This window comes from Pseudomonas sp. IT-P171, from assembly GCF_949767765.1.
GTDB lineage: Bacteria > Pseudomonadota > Gammaproteobacteria > Pseudomonadales > Pseudomonadaceae > Aquipseudomonas > Aquipseudomonas fluorescens_B.
The window spans coordinates 287,618-305,956 of record NZ_CATKQN010000058.1 but is presented as its reverse complement, the minus strand read 5'-3'; the positions used below and the strand labels follow the sequence as shown (position 1 = coordinate 305,956).

Sequence of the window (18,339 nt, the reverse complement as noted above, 5' to 3'; positions counted from 1 at the left end):
CATCCGAAATTTCCGCAGCATGCGGAACAATTTCAGACAACCTGATGAGCGCGGCGACTTACCTCAAGAAGACAGGTAAGACGAACGGGTCAGGCCCAGACGCAATGCGTCGAGGAACTGGGTACGTTCGGCGGCGGTGATGCGTGCACTGGCGCACTTGTCGCGGTAGTGAGTCATCAGCTCTTCCGGCGACAAATGCACGTAACGCAGCATGTCTTCGATGGTGTCGTGGGTTTCGATACCCGCGTGGTATACGCTGCCGTCGGCATTCTGGTAGATGTTCACCGAGTCGGTGTCGCCGAACAGGTTGTGCATGTCGCCCAGAATTTCCTGATAGGCGCCGACCAGGAAAATCCCCAGCAGGTAATCCTCGCCCTCGTTCAGTGCGTGCACTGGCAGGCTGGTCTCGATGCTCTGCTCGTCGACGTATTGCTTGATCTTGCCGTCGGAGTCGCAGGTCAGATCCTGCAATACGGCGCGACGCAGCGGTTCTTCGTCGAGACGGTGCAACGGCAGGATCGGCAGGACCTGGCCGATGGCCCACGTGTCCGGCAGGCTCTGGAACACCGAGAAGTTGCAGATGTACTTGTCGGCCAGCTTGTCGTTGAGTTCGTCGAGCACCTGACGGTGGGAACGCTGACGGGCCTTCAACGAGTTGTGCAGGCGACGGCACACGGCGAAGTAGCATTGCTCGGCCAGGGCTTTTTCGGCCAGGGTCAGCTTGCCGTCGGCGTACTGGGTGGCCACGTCGCTCATATAGTGTGTGGCGCGCCAGTAGGTCTCGGTAACCATTTCGATGTCGGTCGGGCCGAGCAGGTCAACCAGCCACTGCACGGTTTCCGGCAGCGCTTCCTTGTTTTCGATCTGCGGCACGTCGTCGTTGTGTTTCTCGACGTCGGTGACTTGCACCACCAGCATGGCGTGGTGCGCGGTCAGTGAGCGGCCGCTTTCGGAGAAAATGTTCGGGTGCGGCAGGCTCTGCGCGTCGCAGAACTCCTTGAGCATCCCGACCACGACACCGGCGTAATCGTCCATGTCGTAGTTGATCGAGCTGGCGTTGCGCGAATGCGTGCCGTCGTAGTCGACGCCCAGACCGCCACCGACGTCGATGTGATCCACCGGCAGGCCGAGGTTGCGCAGTTCGCCGTAGTAACGAATCGCTTCCTTGAAGCCGTGCTGGTAGTCCGCCAGGTTGGCGATCTGCGAACCCATGTGGAAGTGCAGCAGACGAATGCCCTGGTCAAGGCCCGCCGCGCGGAAACGCTCGACCACCGACAGCAATTGCGCCGCCGACAGACCGAACTTGGATTTCTCGCCGCCAGTGTCTGCCCACTTGCTCGAGGCCAGGGACGACAGACGCACACGCAGGCCGACCTGCGGCTTGACCTTCAGCGAGGCGGCTTCTTCGATCACCAGCCCAACTTCGGATTCTTTCTCGATCACGATGAACACGTTGTGGCCCAGCTTCTGGCCCATCAGCGCCAGACGGATGAACTCGCGGTCCTTGTAACCATTGCAGACGATGGTCCCGCCCTTCGGCGCCAGCGCCAGTACCGCCAGCAGCTCAGGCTTGGAACCGGCTTCGAGGCCGATCGACACGTTTTGCGTGGCGATGATGTTCTCGATCACCGCTTCTTGCTGGTTGACCTTGATCGGGTACAGCGCGGTGTATTTGCTCTGGTATTCCAGGCGCTCGATGTTGGCGTCGAACGCGCCGGTCAGCTGACGCACGCGGTCTTGCAGAATGTCCGGGAAACGTACCAGCAACGGCAAGGACAGGCCGCTCTTGCGCAGCTGGTCGACTTGTTCGAACAGATCGATGGGCGAACTGGTCGGACCGTTCGGACGAACCTCGACGCGACCGGCATCATTGATCGCGAAATACCCGGCCCCCCAATGGCGAATCCCGTAAACACTGCGGCTGTCCGCAACTGTCCATTGGCTGCCATCGTCTTTGCGTGTGCGTCGTACGGACATTGAAGTCCCCTATAAAGAAGTCATAGAGCGTCGCCTGGGTTCAGGCCGGCGCAGTCTAAAGGATGAAAATGACGGTTCGTCAACGAGGGGATAGACCTCGCTGACCGCAGTGAGTTTAGAAACCGGTCAGAACAGGCTCTGTGAAAACCATGTAGGCGACGGCGGACCCGGGTTGAATCAGGCCCGGATCAAGCCGGGGGTGGTTTTCACAGAGGCTGCTAGCCGCCGGACTTCTTCGCCTTGAAACCGAGTTTGATCAGCTCGCCCAACAGCAGCTCGACATGATCGCCCTGGATTTCAATGATTCCGTCTTTCAACGCTCCACCGGTGCCACAGCGCTTCTTCAACGTGGTGGCCAGGTCCTTGAGCGCGTCTTCGGCCAGCGGCACGCCGGTGATGGTGGTCACCGTCTTGCCGCCACGCCCCTTGCTTTCGCGACGCACGCGAGCGATGCCGTCGCCGGCGGGGATAACGGTCTGTTTGCAGATACAGGCGTCCACCGGTTTACTGCACTCCGGGCAATGACGACCTGCGTCGGTGGAAAATACCAGGCCACCAAGGGCGGCGAAGGATGCGGCTTTTTTGGCCACCGGCAATCCTCTTGGGAGGACAAAGACTGGTCGCGGCACTTGGGCAAGTGCCATCGACCGCGAAGCCCCACTCAGGCAGGGGCAGCGCTACTGAACCGGTACAGCCCTGCGTAGGAGCTGGCGAGTGCAACGAGGCTGCGATCTTTTGATGTTGAATCAAAAGCAATGTCAAAAGATCGTAGCCTGCGGCAGCTCCTACAAAAAGCAATGCCGGTTCAGCTTGAAAAGGTCGCGCAGTGTAACGGCAAAAACGCCGATTGCTAAGAGCCAATCGGCGCCAATTTATGCCTCTTATGCGACGTCTTCCCCGCGAGCCCGGAGATAGCGCTTCAAGGCGGCCAAAGAGTCCGGGCAATAAGGCTTTTGCTGGATTTCCAGCATGACCTGATCGACGGGAATAAAGCGCGCTTCGAGCACTTCCTCCGACTGCAGGATCAACGGGCCGTCCCACACCGCCGAAAACGCCGAACACCAAAGGCGATTACCAGTGTCTTCGAAGAAAAAATGGTCATGGGCGGTCAGTTCCACACCGCTCACACCGAGCTCTTCTTCCAGTTCACGGGCGGCCGATTCAGCGTAGGTTTCGGTGGCCAGCACCATGCCCCCTGCCGCCACATCCCAGTAACCGGGATAAATCGCCTTGCTCAACGTGCGCCGATGCACGCAGAGCTCACCGACGGAATTGAACAGCATGATGTACGTGCCGCGGCCGATCAGCCCGCGCTCGCGCAGGTCGGAGCGAACCAGAGCGCCGAGCAGGTTGTCCTGCTCGTCGACCCAGGCGATCTGTTCGGCATCCGAGGCTGCGCGATGGGCGGCCTCTTTGGCGCTATCGACCATGACTCAGCCCTGATTGAGCAGTTGACGGAGATCGATCACCGCTGCGTTGGCCCGGGAGATGTAGTTGGCCATGACCAGTGAGTGGTTGGCCAGCACGCCAAAGCCGCTGCCGTTGAGGATCATCGGGCTCCAGACCGGCTCTTGCGAGGCTTCCAGCTCACGAATGATCTGGCGCACGCTGACCGTCGCGTTCTTTTTCGCCAGCACATCGGCGAAATCGACCTCGATGGCGCGCAGCAGATGGGACAACGCCCAGGCCTGGCCGCGAGCCTCGTAGAACACGTTATCGATTTGCATCCACGGTGTTTCGACGACTTCCTCGTCCACCTGTGGCACCTGACCCGGCGCGACCACTTCGGTTTTCAGCGCGGTGTTCAGTTTGACCCGGCCAACGCTGGCCGACAGACGTTGTGACAGCGAACCCAAGCGGGTGCCCACATCGCCCAGCCAGTTGTTGAGGTTGTCGGCGCGGGCATAGAACAGCGCGTTTTTCTGCGTCGGATCGGACAGGCGCGCCTGATAGCGGCTCAGGGAATTGATGCCTTCCAGGTACTCGGACTCACTGGACGGCAGCACCCAGCTTTTATTGTCGAAGTTGAAACGCGGCTCGGCTTTCGCCAGATCGGAGTCTTCCGCCGATTGCGATTGCGAACGGGCGAAGTCTTTACGCAACGCACGCGTCAGGTCGCGGACCTGGACCAGCACGCCATATTCCCAGCTCGGCGTGTTATCCATCCAGAGGCCCGGCGGGAAACGATCGTTGGAAATGTAACCGCCCGGTTTGGTCAACAAGGTGTCGGCAACCGTCTTGAGGGTTTCGACCGTGGTGTAGCCGATGACCATCTGCTTGCCTTCTTTCTCGGCAGCCACCTGGGCATTCTGTTGAACCGGGAACAGCGCCGGCTCCTGGCTCCAGTACCAGCCAAGCGCAACGGCCACAATCAGGTAGAGGCCGATCAACGTGGCCAGCGCCCGGCTGAACAACAGGCCGCCGATGTAGCTGCGGGTGGCCGATTTCGGTTCGGCGGCACGTTCAGGCGCGCTGCCCGCGCGGTTCTTCCAGTCCAGCATGGCGATATCCTTTCAATCACTTGAGTTCATCGGTTCGACCACAACCATACAACAACGTGCCTTTGCCCGGCACCCGTCGTCAGGTTATCCGGGTAAATTACCGTCAGGTAGCGGTGAAAACCGTGTCCATGAACCCGAGCCGCCCTGCCCGTGTTAAACGCCAGTGACCTTCATTGAGATTGGCTGAACCTCCGCCGATAGAAAAAGATGCGCGATGCCCTTTCCGTCAGTTCTGCGCGGCGCCGTGTCCCCATCCAACGTCGCAATATAGTGACGCTGCGCCAGCGGCTCACCGGTTACGCTGTCCAGGAGGCGAAAGAGCCTTGGCGATCTTGTGGCCTGGGCGGGCGGATTTTGCATCAGCTCCATGATCGCAGGATCAAAGCTCCGCTCCGGCATGACCCAGTCAGCGTAATCGGCTTCAGGCCTGACCAACCACCACTCTCCCCGCTCGATCTGGTCAAGCACTTCGCTGTCAGTGTCGATCACCAGCCCGATGCGCAACTCGTCCAGCCCATCGATAGGCTGTCGATCCATCAGCGCCTGGCGCACCAGTTCCAGCGCCTGCTCAGTGGGCCAGGCGTGTTGGCGCTCCCACTCGGACAGCTCGAACTCGTTGACCAACCTCACTCTTGCACCTCGGTGCTCCACTCATCGGCGCCCATGGTTCTGCTGATTTCGTGCCGCCAGTAAATCCGGCGATAACTGAAGTGAACCTTCTCCAGTTGAGTGACGTGGGCAGTGCCGGGATCCTGGCAATGAGGCATGAGCACTTCCGCGCCGATGATGACCGCGTCGTCCAGCTCCATCGTATAGAAGTGTTCCTGAATTCCCTGAGCCGAGGTGCGATACCACTCGACGCGGCACACTTTCAGCAATTCTCCAGAACATAAAGCGTTGTTGATCAGCGGTGTCGCTTTGTCGATGGTCTTGGTGATGATCAAGGGCTTGTGCATCCGACGACCTGCACCCGACCCTTTCGGCACGAAAATGCCGTGGCTCAGAGCCTGGATCATGATCTGGTCCTCACGTCCCTTCTGGAAGGTGTTACCCACCGACGCCTCGGTGAAGGCACCTTCGCTGATCAGGCCCTGTCGTTCGCCGCGCAGGGTCATGAAGGCGGGAGTTGGCATGGTGGGGCTCCTTTTTATTTGGGTTGTGGGGCGGGGAAGTGACTGGGCTCGTCGTACATGTCTTCGATTTCGTCAAAGGGCCGCCAGGCTTTACCGAGGTCCAAGGTGATGAGGTAGCGTTCCTGACTCGGATTTCGATAATCCTCGAAACGCCCCATTATCAGCATGGCCTGATACTTGTCGCCCGCCTGCCAATAGGATCGTCCGGAGAGAATTCCTTTACTCAAGTAGGCCCGCCACTCAGGGGTATCGGAGATTGTGGGATTGTTTCGCAGCCCTTTTGCCACCCAACCTTTTTCACGCCATTGGTCTTGCAGATCGAGAACTACCTCGAGGGCATCATCGATTAGCAGCGGTTCGACCTGCGGGGACATGCGGATACCGGAAATGACATTGTCGTCAAAATTGACAGTGAAAAAGCGCGCCGCCGGCGTGGTGAATCCGAACTGTGGATCAACAAATCGCAATCGTGCGTCGGTCATGGGAATGCCGAACCAGATGCGGTCACGGATCTCCGGACTAAAGGGAGCTGAAGAGTTTCTGAGCAGGTTTTCATACGTCCCCCCCATTTCCACGACGATTTCGGGTTCATCCCAGAGAGGTTGCGTCAGGCGGTGTATGACGGCCCACGTCAGGCCAGCCAGGACAAGAAGAAAGGCGCCGCAGCGCCAGCCGAACCAATGTGATCGAAGAGTCATTGACTACTACCGCTTGCTGCGATCTCGTTGATTGACTGCTCCAATGCATAACGGTTGTGGTCACCGAGCATCCGATCAAAGCGTGTCGCTGCCTGGAGCACGAATGCCATTCGCTGATTGATGTCGGACAAGTCCGCCAGTGGGTTGTCGCCAAAATCGACGGTGCGCCCGTCCCCGACACGCTGACACTGACTGGTAAGGGTCAACTCAATCGCCTGGGCAACGCCTGAAGGAAACCCCGTAACGTAGGAGGCGTGATTGGCACGCAGCAAAGCTACCAGTTGGCGGTCCTGGTAAATCGTTGGCTGGAGGATATTCTTCTGCTCATGCCGCGCCAAATGCTTAACACCTGCGGCAATATCTCCGTCCTCTATCGCCTCAAAACCCAGAAAAATCTCGGTGTAATCCAGCCCGAATTCGAGCTTTTCCTCCCCCACCGGCCACAGCACCGGAAACTTCGGATGCCCAAATATTCCCGCTCGTGCTCCCAAGCACTGTTTCAACTCTCTGAACCCACGCTTCGCATAAAACTCATGCAACGGATAAATATCCAGAAACAGCGTGGTATTCCCCAGCGCCATCATGTCGTGCACATGCCGGAACTGCTGCTGCACCAGCGACAAGTCCTCACCCGTTGAACGAAAGTCCACAGAGGGCACAGGATTACGCGCATCCGCTTCCTTATAGCCACGCAACTCATCCGCCTGCTCGGCCATCTTGTCTGGCGTCAGCAACCCGAACTCGCTGCGGCTATCGCGCACACGCTGCCGCGCCTCGTACTCCTTGCGAATGAGGTCGATACTGTCCGCCGCATGCAGTAATCCGCAGCCGACCTGCTTGGAGGCAAATGCCGCCAGCCCGGCCCACTGAAACCTTGAATCGTGCAGCCACAGGCGAGCGTAGGCAGCGTTGATCACGCGGTTGCGCTCTACCGGGTCGGCAATCAGTACCCCACCGGGTGCGACAATCTCTTCCGCCTCGCGCTGGTAGTGTCGCCATAGGCAGGCGCAAGTAAGAATCGGCACGTCGGTAATGAGTGCCTTGCTGCCATAAAGCAGCTCCTCTTTGCATTCACAGTCAGCGATGGGGGTGCTGTTGTGGTTGAGGCGCTGCTGATCGCTGGGTTGGTCTTTGAAACACTGGGTCATGATTCGTGGATGGCGTCTAAGGGTTTCCCTGACACCCTACACGCCGAAAACCCGGCTCGAATCCAGCAAGCCAAAAACCAGAACTCCCTGACAAATAACACTCGCCAAGCTTACGGACGCTTCGCACAAAAACACGAAAAGTGCCCTGAGACACCCAGCCCACGGGCCTTTCGGAATAACCTTCAGGCATTTTCAGACCAGCCAGTCAGAAACTGAATGACGTCGCTTTGCAGATTATTGACGTACGACACTCATGCAAACGAAAAGAGGTGCTAGCATAGAGCCACCAGTCGATCTCAGCATGCACCCTAACTAGTAGTCAGGATATGACCGAGCCAGAAGACCCCAGCCGTGAGCGCCTCAAGCACCACTTTGCCCAGCGGGTAATTCATCAGGCACGTCAAATTCTTGAGATCTGGCAGCGCCTGCAACGCAGCGAGTGGTCCGTCACCGATTTATCGGAACTGAGCGAGGCCAACCTGCGCCTGCAGCGTTTCGCCGAGCGTTTCGAACAACCGGAACACATCCAGCTGGCGCGCCACATCGGCCAGTCGCTGGAAGCCGTCGATGCCAATCGCGGACGCCTGAGCAGCGGCCTGATCACTGATCTCAATCGCCTGATGCAGCGCTTGTCGCGCACCGGCCTGCGACATGGCGATCAACTCGAACAAACCTTCCTGCCGCCGCTGCGCAAGCCGATCTACGTGATGCTCCAGGATCACGACCGTGCCGAGCGCCTGGCCAAGCAGCTTGAATTCTTTGGACTCAGCGCCCAATCCCTCGACAGCGTGGCGGCCTTTCGTTCGTCGATGGTCGAACGCTTGCCCGCCGCAATCGTCATGGACGTGGACTTCAGCGGTCCCGGCATCGGCCTGAAACTGGCCGCCGAAGCCCAGGTCGGTCTGGATGAACCGTTGCCACTGCTGTTTTTCAGCCTGCTCGAAACCGACACCCCGACCCGCCTCGCGGCGGTGCGTGCCGGCGGCCAGGAGTTCCTGACCGGCACCCTCGAAGCCTCGAGCCTGCTGGAAAAGATCGAAGTCCTGACCTGCGTTGCGCAATACGAACCTTATAAAGTGCTGATCATCGACGACTCCCGCGCACAGGCCTTGCATACCGAGCGCCTGCTCAACAGCGCCGGAATCGTCACGCGGACCTTGATCGAGCCGATCCAGGCCATGGCTGAACTCGCGGACTTCCAGCCCGACCTGATCATCCTCGACATGTACATGCCGACCTGCACCGGTACCGAACTGGCCAAGGTCATTCGTCACAACGACCGCTACGTCAGCGTGCCGATCATTTACCTGTCCGCCGAAGACGATCTGGACAAGCAGCTCGACGCCATGAGCGAGGGCGGCGACGACTTCCTGACCAAACCGATCAAGCCGCGCCACCTGATCACCACGGTGCGCAACCGCGCAGCGCGCGCGCGCAATCTCAAAGCGCGGATGGTCCGCGACAGCCTCACCGGGCTGTACAACCACACGCACATTCTGCAATTGCTCGAAGACTGCTCGTTTCGCGCCCGCCGCGAGAGCAAGCCTTTGAGCTTCGCGATGCTCGACATTGACCACTTCAAACGGGTCAACGACAGTCACGGCCACCCGATGGGCGACCGCGTGATCAAGAGCCTGGCGCTGTTTCTCAAGCAACGCCTGCGCAAGACTGACTTCATCGGCCGTTACGGCGGCGAAGAGTTCGCCATCGTCATGCCGGACACCGATATCGAAGCCGCCTACAACGTCCTCGATGAAATCCGTCAGCGCTTTGCGGAAATTCATTACCCCGCGCAGCCGCAGGATCTCTGGTGCACCTTCAGCGCCGGGGTGGTCGAGCTGGGCGAAGACTCCGACGGCCTGATGATGGCCAGCCAGGCGGACGAGGCTCTGTACCGTGCCAAGCACGCCGGGCGCAACCGCGTACAGGCGGCGCGGGCATCAAAGCAAAATGCCACCTTTTCATCGGAATCCACCCAGTCAGTCATAACCCTGTAACAGAAACGCAATAACTTCAGGGACTTACCATTCTGCCGTTGGTAGTCCCGCGATGCGCCTGAAGCTGCTGACCAATCTCAACACCCTCCTTTTAGTCGCCGTGTGCGTGGCCCTCGGCGCCACGCTCTGGTGGTCGCAAAAAGCCCTGGAACGCCCGTATTTGTTGATGGAGCGTTACCTGGGGCTGTCACAGCAGTTTCAAAATGAAGTGGCGCGCAACGTCGAGGATTACCTCGCCAGCGGTGATGCCTTGCGCCTGAGCAGCGCCAGCCAGGCCATAGACGCATTGCAAAAGGAGCTCGTGGAGTTGCCGCCGGCATTGGCCGACACCTTGCGCCCCAGCCTGACGAACCTGGATGAGTTCAGCAAAACCGACCTGTTGGCCGCCGGCAAACTCGCGGGAGATCCTCAGGCACTGCTGCTGCAAGCCGAACGCGAGCTCGGTGCCAGCCTCGATCAGCTCAGCCAGTACGCCAGCGATAACGCGACTTATCTGACGCCTCTGCTTAATGCATCCCAACACCTGGGCAAACTGTCGCTGGCCCGGGACAAACTGGTCAGCAGCGGTCGCAGCGAACTGGCTGCGGATGTTGAGCGTGAAGTCACCAACATCCGCGCTCAAGCAGAACGTCTGGATGCCCTGCCGCTACTCGGCGTTGCCAGTAAAGGTGAATCGGGCACCGATGATTTCGCCGCGATGATGGGCCTGGAGAACACCGAAAAAACCGTGACCGAAGATGCTGGCGTCGGGCTCAAACGCGAACTCAACAGCCTGCTAACCCGCTATCCCGCGGAGCTTGCGCGCACCCGTGAGCAGATCCAGAAACGTACCGACCTCAGCGCCGCGACTCACCTGAAAATCGCTGCGGTACAACAGACCATCGCCGGGCTGGAACCGGTGGTCCGCGCCCAGCATGGGCAGATCCAAAGCGAAGTGCGGCTGATGCAAGGCGTGATGATCGGCCTGATCCTGCTGATCGCGTTGCTCATCGACACCCTGCAACGACGCCTGGCCCGAACACTGACCAACCTCGCGCCGGCGCTTTCGACCTGGGCCGAAGGCGACTTCAGCCGGGACATTGAATTGGGCAAGACCAATCGCGAGCTGCATGACATTCAAGCCTCGCTCAACCGTCTGCGCGCCTACCTCGTCGATCTCGTCGGGACCATTCGCCTTAACGCCGAACAGGTCGCCGGCAGCAGCCGCACCCTGGCCGAATTGAGCAATGACCTGCACAGCGGCGCCGAGCATCAGGCGGGTGACACGGCGCTCATCCGTGATTCTCTCGGCGAACTGGAAGCGACCATTCAACAAGTGGCCGGTGATGCCAGCCAGGCTGCCGACGCCAGCCGCCATGCCGGGCTGGCGGTGGAACATGGGCAAAAAGTCATCGGCCTGAGCCTCACCGGGCTGCACGCACTGGTCGATGAAGTGCAAGGCAATGCACAGATGATCGAACACCTGGCCTCGGAATCGGCCACCATCGGCGGCGTGCTGACGGTGATTCGCTCGATTGCCGACCAGACCAACCTGCTGGCCTTGAACGCAGCCATTGAAGCGGCTCGCGCCGGGGAAATGGGCCGTGGTTTTGCCGTCGTCGCTGAAGAGGTTCGCTCGTTGGCGCAACGCACCGCTGGCGCCACGGCCGAGATTCAGGTCTTGATCGCCGGATTGCAAACGGCGGCGCAGCAATCGGTGCAAGGCATGCGTGCGCAGGTTGAGCATGCTGAAGCAACGGCCAATCAGGCCCAGGCCGCTGACGGCGCGCTGGATAAAATCGTCGGGGCGATCCAGACCATTTCCGACACTGCCGTACGCATCGCCGATGTCACCGCTCAGCAAAGCGGCGCGGTCAGCGAGATCCGCGATCACAGTGAGCGGATTCACCAGCTGGGTGGGGATAACCTGCTGCGCATCGGTGAGGGACGTGAGCAAGGGGAGCATTTGTTGGTGCTGGGAGGGCGGTTGCATACAGCCGTTCAAGCCTTCCGCGTCTGACCAGACTCCCTGTAGGCGCTGTCGAGTGAAACGAGGCGGCGATCTTTGATTTTGGTTTTTGGATCAACGTCAAAAGATCGCAGCCTCGTTTCACTCGACAGCGCCTACATACGCATCCGCGACGACTCCGCTATCATTCCCGCACCTCCGATACGCGAGATTGTCATGCGCCGTTTGCTTTGCCTGCTGTTTTTTGTTCTCGCCCTGCCGGCCAACGCCGCCGGGCTGCTGGAGAGTCGGCCAAGCGCCACGCTGGGCTCGATCAACAACAGCGCCGACTTCCTGCCGGTGCGCGAAGCCTTTCAGCTCAGTCTGGTCGAAAGCACGCCGCAATCGATAAAGCTGCGTTTCGTCGCCACCGAGGGTTACTACCTCTACCGCCATCGCTTTCAGTTTCGCGCCGACCCCGCCGATCTCGCACTCGGCACGGCGCAATTGCCCAAGGGTGAACAAAAGCACGATGAATATTTTGGCGATGTCGAGGTTTACCACGGGATCCTCGATATAGAACTGCCACGCACCGATCAACGCGCCTTTACGCTGGCCGTGACGTATCAGGGCTGTGCCGATAAAGGCCTGTGCTATCCGCCTGAAACCGAACGCCTGAGTATCGATGGCAGCAGCGGCGCGACCACGAGTTGGAGCTGGCGGGAACTGGCGCTGTTCTTCCTCGCCGGCCTGGGCCTGACGTTCACCCCTTGCGTATTGCCGATGCTGCCAATCCTGTCCGGCGTGGTGTTGCGTGGCCAGGTCGGTGGCTTGCGCGGCTTCAATCTGTCTCTCGCGTATGTGCTGCCGATGGCCGCCTGTTTCGCCCTGCTCGGTGCGTTGATGGGGCTGTTCGGCGCACAGCTCAATCTTCAGGCGAGGCTGCAATCGGCGTGGGTGCTGGTGCCGTTCGCGATGTTTTTTGCCGTGTTTGCCCTGGCGATGTTCGGCGTCTTCGAACTCAAGTTGCCGCAGGCGATCAGCAGCCGACTGGACCGCATCGCCGGTCGCACCGAAGGTGGCTCGTTATGGGGTGCGGCGGTGCTGGGCGTGGTTTCCAGTCTGCTGGTTTCGCCCTGCGTCTCGGCACCGCTGGCCGGCGCGTTGCTGTACATCAGCGCCAGCGGCGATGCGCTGGGCGGCGGGCTGAAGCTGTTCATGCTCGGCCTCGGCATGGGCGCCCCGCTATTGTTGGTGGCCACCGGCGGTGCAGCCTGGCTGCCGAAAAGCGGGCCGTGGCTGGTCTACGTGAAAAACGCGATTGGCGTTTTGTTGCTGGGGCTGGCGATCGGTCTGCTCAGTCGGGTGTTGCCGGGGCAGATCACCTTGCTGCTGATCGGCTTGCTGGCCGGTGGCGTCGGCCTGTTCATGGGTGCGCTGGAGTTCGTCTACAAACCGCCGCGAAAACGTGTCGGTCAATTGCTCGGCATGTTCCTGCTGTTTTATGCGCTGGCGTGTTGGTATGGCGCCTTCAGCGGCCAGACTGATCCGCTCAATCCCATCGGCCAGCCGCGTATCGTCAATGGCAACGGGCAGCCGCAACACACCGGCAACTGGCAAACCATCACCACCCCGGCTGAACTGGATCGCGCCCTCGCGGACGCCAGATCGTCCGGCACCCCACTGCTGCTCGACTGGTACGCCGACTGGTGCATCAGCTGCAAAGTCATCGAACACGAAGTGCTCAACGACGCGAAGGTCGTCGAACGCCTCAAGGGCTATCGGCTGATCCGCTTCGACATCACTGCGAGCAACGCCGAGCAACGTGCGCTGCTCGACCGCTACAAATTGTTCGGCCCACCGGCGCTGATGTTTTTCGGCAAGGACGGTGTCGAACGCACCGAGGTGCGAGTGATCGGCGAGATCAACGCCACGGACTTCGCCGAACGTGTCGCGAAAGCAAATGACCGGATTTAATCACCCGGTCACATATTTCGCGCAAACATCGGCCATCGTGCTGGCTATTGCATAGAACTGGACAGTCACAAAGGCTTTGCGGCATAGTCGCCGGGTTCTGACAAATGCACAGCGGATAACAAGGAACAGCAGATGGCGACCCTATTGGTTCTGCACGGCCCCAACCTGAACATGCTCGGCACCCGTGAACCGGGCACCTATGGCGCTACGACACTGGCGCAGATCAACCAGGACCTGGAACGCCGTGCTCGTGAAGCCGGCCATCATTTGCTGCACCTGCAAAGCAACGCCGAGTACGAATTGATCGACCGCATCCACGCTGCCCGCAGCGAAGGTGTGGACTTCATTCTGATCAACCCAGCAGCTTTTACGCACACAAGTGTCGCATTACGTGACGCGCTGCTGGCGGTGAGCATCCCATTCATCGAAGTGCATTTGTCTAACGTGCACAAACGCGAACCTTTCCGCCATCACTCTTACTTCTCCGACGTAGCGGTGGGAGTGATCTGCGGCCTTGGCGCCAGCGGTTATCGACTGGCCCTGGAGGCCGCACTAGAGCAGCTTGAAAGACAGGCAACGGCTTGAACAACAAGCGTTAAACGCCCCTGACCGACCCTTGGGAGTTGATGATTCATGGATATCCGTAAAGTTAAGAAACTGATCGAATTGCTGGAAGAGTCCGGCATCGACGAGCTCGAGATCAAGGAAGGCGAAGAGTCCGTACGCATCAGCCGCCATAGCAAGACCCCGGCTCAGCAGTACTACGCACCGGCTCCAATGCACGCTCCGGCTCCAGCACCTGCTGCTGCTCCGGTTGCCGCCGCTGCCGCGCCTGCCGCCCCGGCCGCCCCTGTCCTGAACGGCAGCGTTGCCCGTTCGCCGATGGTCGGCACCTTCTATCGCAAGTCTTCGCCAAGCTCGCCGTCCTTCGTTGAAGTCGGCCAGACCGTGAAGAAAGGCGACACCCTGTGCATCGTCGAAGCCATGAAGATGATGAACCACATCGAAGCTGAAACCAGCGGTGTGATCGAATCCATCCTCGTCGAAGACGGCCAGCCGGTTGAGTACGACCAACCGCTGTTCACCATCGTTTGAACCGCGGAGAAACTTTGATGACTGCGAAGTTGGAAAAAGTTCTGATCGCCAACCGCGGTGAGATCGCACTGCGGATTCTGCGTGCCTGCAAAGAGATGGGCATCAAGACCGTCGCCGTTTACTCCAAGGCTGACAAAGAGCTGATGCACCTGGGCCTGGCAGACGAATCCGTCTGCATCGGTCCGGCCTCGGCCGCCCACTCTTACCTGCACATCCCGGCTATCATCGCCGCGGCTGAAGTGACTGGCGCTACCGCCATTCACCCAGGCTACGGTTTCCTTGCGGAAAACGCTGATTTCGCTGAACAGGTCGAGAACTCCGGCTTCGCCTTCATCGGCCCGAAAGCCGACACCATTCGCCTGATGGGTGACAAGGTGTCGGCCAAGCACGCGATGATCGCTGCTGGCGTTCCAACCGTTCCGGGCTCTGACGGCCCGCTGCCGGAAGACGAAGAAACCGCTCTGCGCATCGGTCGCGAAGTCGGTTATCCGGTGATCATCAAAGCCGCTGGCGGCGGTGGTGGTCGCGGCATGCGCGTCGTGCATAAAGAAGAAGACCTGATTTCCTCGGCGAAACTGACCCGCTCCGAAGCTGGCGCGGCGTTCGGCAACCCGATGGTCTACCTGGAAAAATTCCTGACCAACCCACGTCACGTGGAAGTCCAGGTACTTTCCGACGGCCAGGGCCATGCCATCCATCTGGGCGACCGCGATTGCTCGCTGCAACGTCGTCACCAGAAGGTTCTCGAAGAGGCGCCGGCACCGGGCATCGACGAGAAAGCACGGGCTGAAGTCCTCGCACGCTGCGTCAAAGCCTGCATCGACATCAACTACCGTGGCGCGGGCACCTTCGAGTTCCTGTACGAGAACGGCGCGTTCTATTTCATCGAAATGAACACCCGCGTTCAGGTTGAGCACCCGGTTTCGGAAATGGTCACCGGCATCGACATCGTCAAGGAGATGCTCAGCATCGCCGCTGGCAACAAGCTGTCGTACACCCAGGAAGACGTCGTCATCCGCGGTCACGCACTTGAATGCCGGATCAACGCCGAAGACCCGAAAACCTTCATGCCAAGCCCAGGCACGGTCAAGCATTTCCACGCCCCAGGCGGCAACGGCGTTCGCGTCGATTCGCACCTGTACAGCGGTTATGCCGTTCCGCCGAACTACGATTCGTTGATCGGCAAGCTGATCACCTACGGCGCAACCCGTGACGAAGCGCTGGCGCGCATGCGCAATGCGCTGGACGAAATCGTTGTCGACGGGATCAAGACCAACATCCCGCTGCACCGCGATCTGGTCCGCGATGAAGGCTTCTGCAAGGGTGGGATCAACATCCACTACCTGGAACACAAGCTGGCTGGCGACAAGCACTAAGCTTTAGCCCGAACAACAAAGCCGCCTTCGGGCGGCTTTGTTGTTTCTGCAGAATGCTCCACGCAAAACCATTGTGGCGAGGGAGCTTGCTCCCGCTCGGTTGCGCAGCGACCGCAAGGACCATTCAACAGGGCGGTGCCAGACAGATCCGGTTGGGCCATTTTGGGACCGCTTCGCGCCCCAGCGGGAGCAAGCTCCCTCGCCACAAGTGATTTGTTAACCGCTGAACCCTGGCAACCCGGTCGTCTTCTGCGTCGCGCTCGCGTAAACTTGTGCGCTTCTCGCAGCCCGCTAGGCTGCAATCAATATTTTTCAAAGGTGCCCGCCATGCCTTGGCTGCAAGTCCGTCTCGCCATCAGCCCAGAACAAGCCGAAACCTACGAAGACGCTTTCCTTGAAGTGGGCGCCGTGTCGGTGACCTTCATGGACGCCGAAGATCAGCCGATCTTCGAACCGGAACTCAATACCACCCCGCTGTGGTCGCACACCCACCTGCTGGCCCTGTTCGAAGGTGGCACCGAAGCGGCCAGCGTACTGGCGCATCTGCAGCTGTTGACCGGCAGCCCGCTGCCCGAGCATCACAGCGAAGTCATCGAAGACCAGGACTGGGAACGCACCTGGATGGACGATTTCCAGCCAATGCGCTTCGGCCAGCGCCTGTGGATCGTTCCAAGCTGGCACGCCGCCCCAGAACCCGACGCCGTGAACATTCTGCTGGACCCGGGCCTCGCATTCGGCACCGGCACGCACCCGACCACCGCGCTGTGCCTGGAATGGCTCGACGGCCAGGACCTGAAAGACTGCAACGTGCTGGACTTCGGTTGCGGCTCGGGGATCCTGGCGATTGCCGCCCTGCTGCTGGGTGCCAAACAAGCCGTCGGCACCGACATCGACGTGCAGGCGCTGGAAGCCTCGCGCGACAACGCCGGGCGCAACAACATCGCCGAAGCGCTGTTCCCGCTGTATCTGCCCGAGGACCTGCCGCAAGTTCAGGCCGACGTACTGGTGGCCAACATTCTCGCCGGCCCGCTGGTGTCCCTGGCGCCGCAACTGTCCAGCCTGGTCAAGCCGGGTGGCCGCCTGGCACTGTCCGGCATTCTTGCCGAACAAGGCGAAGAGGTTGCCAACGCCTACGCCCGTGATTTCGATCTGGACCCGATCGCCAATCGCGATGGCTGGGTGCGCATCACTGGCCGTCGGCGCTAGAATGAGCGCCTGCATAATCCGGATCGCCGCATGACCGACAGCTTCGTCACCCAGTGCCCGCATTGCCAAACCAGCTTCCGCGTCAGCCATGCTCAATTGAGCGTGGCCCGTGGGGTGGTTCGTTGCGGCTCATGCCTGCAGGTGTTCAACGCCGCCAAGCAGTTGCTTGAGCAGGCAGGCAAGGACGTGATCCCCCCGGTTGCTCCGGCCATCGTCGAGACCGCCGAGCCAGAACCACGGGCCATCAGCCAGAAGCAGTGGTCTGCCGCTGAACTCGACCTGGACAGCCTGGACCTGGACGAAGAACTCGCCCGGCTCGAACAGCGGGAAATCCAGCCGACTACCGAGTTCGGACGCCACCGCGAAGACAATCTGAGTGCCCGTCGGGATACCACTGAGCCCGACGAAGAGCCTTGGTCCGACAGCCTGTTCAGCGAATCGGCTGCCGATCGCGCCGAAGCGGCCGAAGCCACGATCACGCCAGAACCGACCGTCGAGCCGAGCACACCCTCGCGCACCGAGCCCTCGCTGTCCCTGGAGCCGGTGGAACTGGACGACGAGCCTCTGCCGCCGCAACTACGCCTGAACGATCCGCTCGACGCCCCGCTTCATCACGAACGCCTGTCAGCGGCCGACACCACTGACGAGTTCGACGACGACCTGCCCTCGATCGAACCCTTGCGCAAGCGTCGCGAACGCAGCGAGCCGGCGATGCGTGCCGAGGTTCTGCAAGACCTGACCGACGACCCGCTGCAACTCGATTGGCAGAAACGCCGATCCCCCTGGGGTCGACGGCTTCTCTGGTTGCTGCTGATTCTGCTCGGTGCCGGCGCGCTCGTCGGCCAGTACATCGCCTACCACTTCGATGAACTGGCGCGCCAGGATCAGTACCGTCCGTGGTTCCAGCAGTTGTGCCCGCAAATCGGCTGCACCGTGCCGTCGAAAGTCGACATCGCGAAAATCAAGAGCAGCAACCTGGTGGTGCGCAGCCATCCGGAATTCAATGGCGCACTGGTGGTCGACGCGATCATCTACAACCGCGCGCCGTTCTCCCAGCCGTTCCCGCTGCTGGAATTGCGTTTTGCCGACCTCAACGGCCACCTGATCGCCAGCCGTCGCTTCAAGCCCGGCGAGTACCTCAACGGCGATCTCGAAGGCATGGCGGAAATGCCGCCGCAAACGCCGATCCACATTGCCCTGGATATCCTCGACCCAGGCGCCAAAGCCGTGAACTACAGCCTGAGCTTCCACTCGCCCGAGTGAAACGGTTCAGTGCTACGGGTTTGACGGCACATTTCTGACAG

General features: G+C 60.3%; 16 protein-coding genes. 8 read left to right on the top strand and 8 right to left on the bottom strand.

From position 1 onward, the window contains the following. Positions 1-63 precede the first annotated feature (63 nt). From speA to ACM6I5_RS27500, 8 genes are all read right to left on the bottom strand, one after another. Positions 64-1,977, bottom strand: a complete 1,914-nt coding sequence (speA, locus tag ACM6I5_RS27535; RefSeq protein ID WP_017336352.1) for an arginine decarboxylase — start codon at positions 1,975-1,977, stop codon at positions 64-66. 218 nt (positions 1,978-2,195) lie between these two features. Beyond that, complete coding sequence (locus ACM6I5_RS27530) at positions 2,196-2,567, bottom strand: translation initiation factor Sui1 (RefSeq protein WP_007947660.1); 372 nt, start codon at positions 2,565-2,567, stop codon at positions 2,196-2,198. A 291-nt stretch (positions 2,568-2,858) separates the two neighbouring features. Continuing rightward, on the bottom strand, positions 2,859-3,407 hold the full coding sequence (locus ACM6I5_RS27525; protein WP_414878214.1) for an NUDIX hydrolase: 549 nt from the start codon (positions 3,405-3,407) through the stop codon (positions 2,859-2,861). 3 nt (positions 3,408-3,410) lie between these two features. Then, on the bottom strand, positions 3,411-4,478 hold the full coding sequence (locus tag ACM6I5_RS27520; RefSeq protein WP_017336350.1) for a DUF2333 family protein: 1,068 nt from the start codon (positions 4,476-4,478) through the stop codon (positions 3,411-3,413). 153 nt (positions 4,479-4,631) lie between these two features. Next, the gene (locus ACM6I5_RS27515) at positions 4,632-5,108 is read right to left on the bottom strand and encodes a hypothetical protein (protein WP_414885062.1); all 477 of its coding nucleotides are present in this window, start codon (positions 5,106-5,108) and stop codon (positions 4,632-4,634) included. Further along, a complete protein-coding gene (locus ACM6I5_RS27510; RefSeq protein ID WP_414885061.1) occupies positions 5,105-5,611 on the bottom strand; it encodes an Hcp family type VI secretion system effector in 507 nt (168 codons plus the stop codon). Before ACM6I5_RS27510 ends, ACM6I5_RS27515 begins: the two co-directional genes overlap by 4 nt. A 14-nt stretch (positions 5,612-5,625) precedes the next feature. Then, the gene (locus ACM6I5_RS27505) at positions 5,626-6,309 is read right to left on the bottom strand and encodes a hypothetical protein (RefSeq protein WP_017336348.1); all 684 of its coding nucleotides are present in this window, start codon (positions 6,307-6,309) and stop codon (positions 5,626-5,628) included. Further along, complete coding sequence (locus ACM6I5_RS27500; protein ID WP_414885060.1) at positions 6,306-7,457, bottom strand: DUF2515 family protein; 1,152 nt, start codon at positions 7,455-7,457, stop codon at positions 6,306-6,308. The genes ACM6I5_RS27505 and ACM6I5_RS27500 overlap by 4 nt, the downstream gene beginning before the upstream one ends. Before the next feature lie 326 nt (positions 7,458-7,783). Here ACM6I5_RS27500 and gcbA point away from each other — a divergent pair, with 326 nt between their 5' ends. The 8 genes from gcbA (at position 7,784) to ACM6I5_RS27460 (ending at position 18,298) form a co-directional block, all read left to right on the top strand. Next, complete coding sequence (gcbA, locus tag ACM6I5_RS27495; RefSeq protein WP_017336346.1) at positions 7,784-9,454, top strand: diguanylate cyclase GcbA; 1,671 nt, start codon at positions 7,784-7,786, stop codon at positions 9,452-9,454. Positions 9,455-9,506: 52 nt separating this feature from the next. Beyond that, complete coding sequence (locus ACM6I5_RS27490; protein ID WP_414885059.1) at positions 9,507-11,453, top strand: methyl-accepting chemotaxis protein; 1,947 nt, start codon at positions 9,507-9,509, stop codon at positions 11,451-11,453. A gap of 165 nt (positions 11,454-11,618) precedes the next feature. After that, positions 11,619-13,358 (top strand): protein-disulfide reductase DsbD, encoded by a 1,740-nt coding sequence (locus tag ACM6I5_RS27485; protein ID WP_414885058.1) that lies wholly within the window; start codon positions 11,619-11,621, stop codon positions 13,356-13,358. 132 nt (positions 13,359-13,490) lie between these two features. Further along, positions 13,491-13,943, top strand: coding sequence for a type II 3-dehydroquinate dehydratase (gene aroQ, locus ACM6I5_RS27480; protein ID WP_017336343.1), 453 nt, complete (start codon positions 13,491-13,493; stop codon positions 13,941-13,943). A gap of 48 nt (positions 13,944-13,991) precedes the next feature. Further along, positions 13,992-14,453 (top strand): acetyl-CoA carboxylase biotin carboxyl carrier protein, encoded by a 462-nt coding sequence (gene accB, locus ACM6I5_RS27475; protein ID WP_017336342.1) that lies wholly within the window; start codon positions 13,992-13,994, stop codon positions 14,451-14,453. A gap of 17 nt (positions 14,454-14,470) precedes the next feature. Further along, entirely contained in the window at positions 14,471-15,829 is a 1,359-nt protein-coding gene (gene accC / locus ACM6I5_RS27470) for an acetyl-CoA carboxylase biotin carboxylase subunit (RefSeq protein ID WP_017336341.1), read from the top strand. A 327-nt stretch (positions 15,830-16,156) separates the two neighbouring features. Beyond that, entirely contained in the window at positions 16,157-17,035 is an 879-nt protein-coding gene (gene prmA / locus ACM6I5_RS27465) for a 50S ribosomal protein L11 methyltransferase (protein WP_414885057.1), read from the top strand. 30 nt (positions 17,036-17,065) lie between these two features. After that, positions 17,066-18,298 (top strand): DUF3426 domain-containing protein, encoded by a 1,233-nt coding sequence (locus ACM6I5_RS27460; RefSeq protein ID WP_414885056.1) that lies wholly within the window; start codon positions 17,066-17,068, stop codon positions 18,296-18,298. Positions 18,299-18,339 lie beyond the last annotated feature (41 nt).

Coding starts and splice junctions, on each gene's coding strand:
- accB (WP_017336342.1), top strand. CDS start 13,992: ATGGATATCCGTAAAGTTAAGAAACTGATCGAATTGCTGGAAGAGTCC.
- speA (WP_017336352.1), bottom strand. CDS start 1,977: ATGTCCGTACGACGCACACGCAAAGACGATGGCAGCCAATGGACAGTT.
- ACM6I5_RS27510 (WP_414885061.1), bottom strand. CDS start 5,611: ATGCCAACTCCCGCCTTCATGACCCTGCGCGGCGAACGACAGGGCCTG.
- ACM6I5_RS27485 (WP_414885058.1), top strand. CDS start 11,619: ATGCGCCGTTTGCTTTGCCTGCTGTTTTTTGTTCTCGCCCTGCCGGCC.
- accC (WP_017336341.1), top strand. CDS start 14,471: ATGACTGCGAAGTTGGAAAAAGTTCTGATCGCCAACCGCGGTGAGATC.
- ACM6I5_RS27500 (WP_414885060.1), bottom strand. CDS start 7,457: ATGACCCAGTGTTTCAAAGACCAACCCAGCGATCAGCAGCGCCTCAAC.
- ACM6I5_RS27490 (WP_414885059.1), top strand. CDS start 9,507: ATGCGCCTGAAGCTGCTGACCAATCTCAACACCCTCCTTTTAGTCGCC.
- ACM6I5_RS27525 (WP_414878214.1), bottom strand. CDS start 3,407: ATGGTCGATAGCGCCAAAGAGGCCGCCCATCGCGCAGCCTCGGATGCC.
- prmA (WP_414885057.1), top strand. CDS start 16,157: ATGCCTTGGCTGCAAGTCCGTCTCGCCATCAGCCCAGAACAAGCCGAA.
- ACM6I5_RS27460 (WP_414885056.1), top strand. CDS start 17,066: ATGACCGACAGCTTCGTCACCCAGTGCCCGCATTGCCAAACCAGCTTC.
- ACM6I5_RS27505 (WP_017336348.1), bottom strand. CDS start 6,309: ATGACTCTTCGATCACATTGGTTCGGCTGGCGCTGCGGCGCCTTTCTT.
- gcbA (WP_017336346.1), top strand. CDS start 7,784: ATGACCGAGCCAGAAGACCCCAGCCGTGAGCGCCTCAAGCACCACTTT.
- ACM6I5_RS27520 (WP_017336350.1), bottom strand. CDS start 4,478: ATGCTGGACTGGAAGAACCGCGCGGGCAGCGCGCCTGAACGTGCCGCC.
- aroQ (WP_017336343.1), top strand. CDS start 13,491: ATGGCGACCCTATTGGTTCTGCACGGCCCCAACCTGAACATGCTCGGC.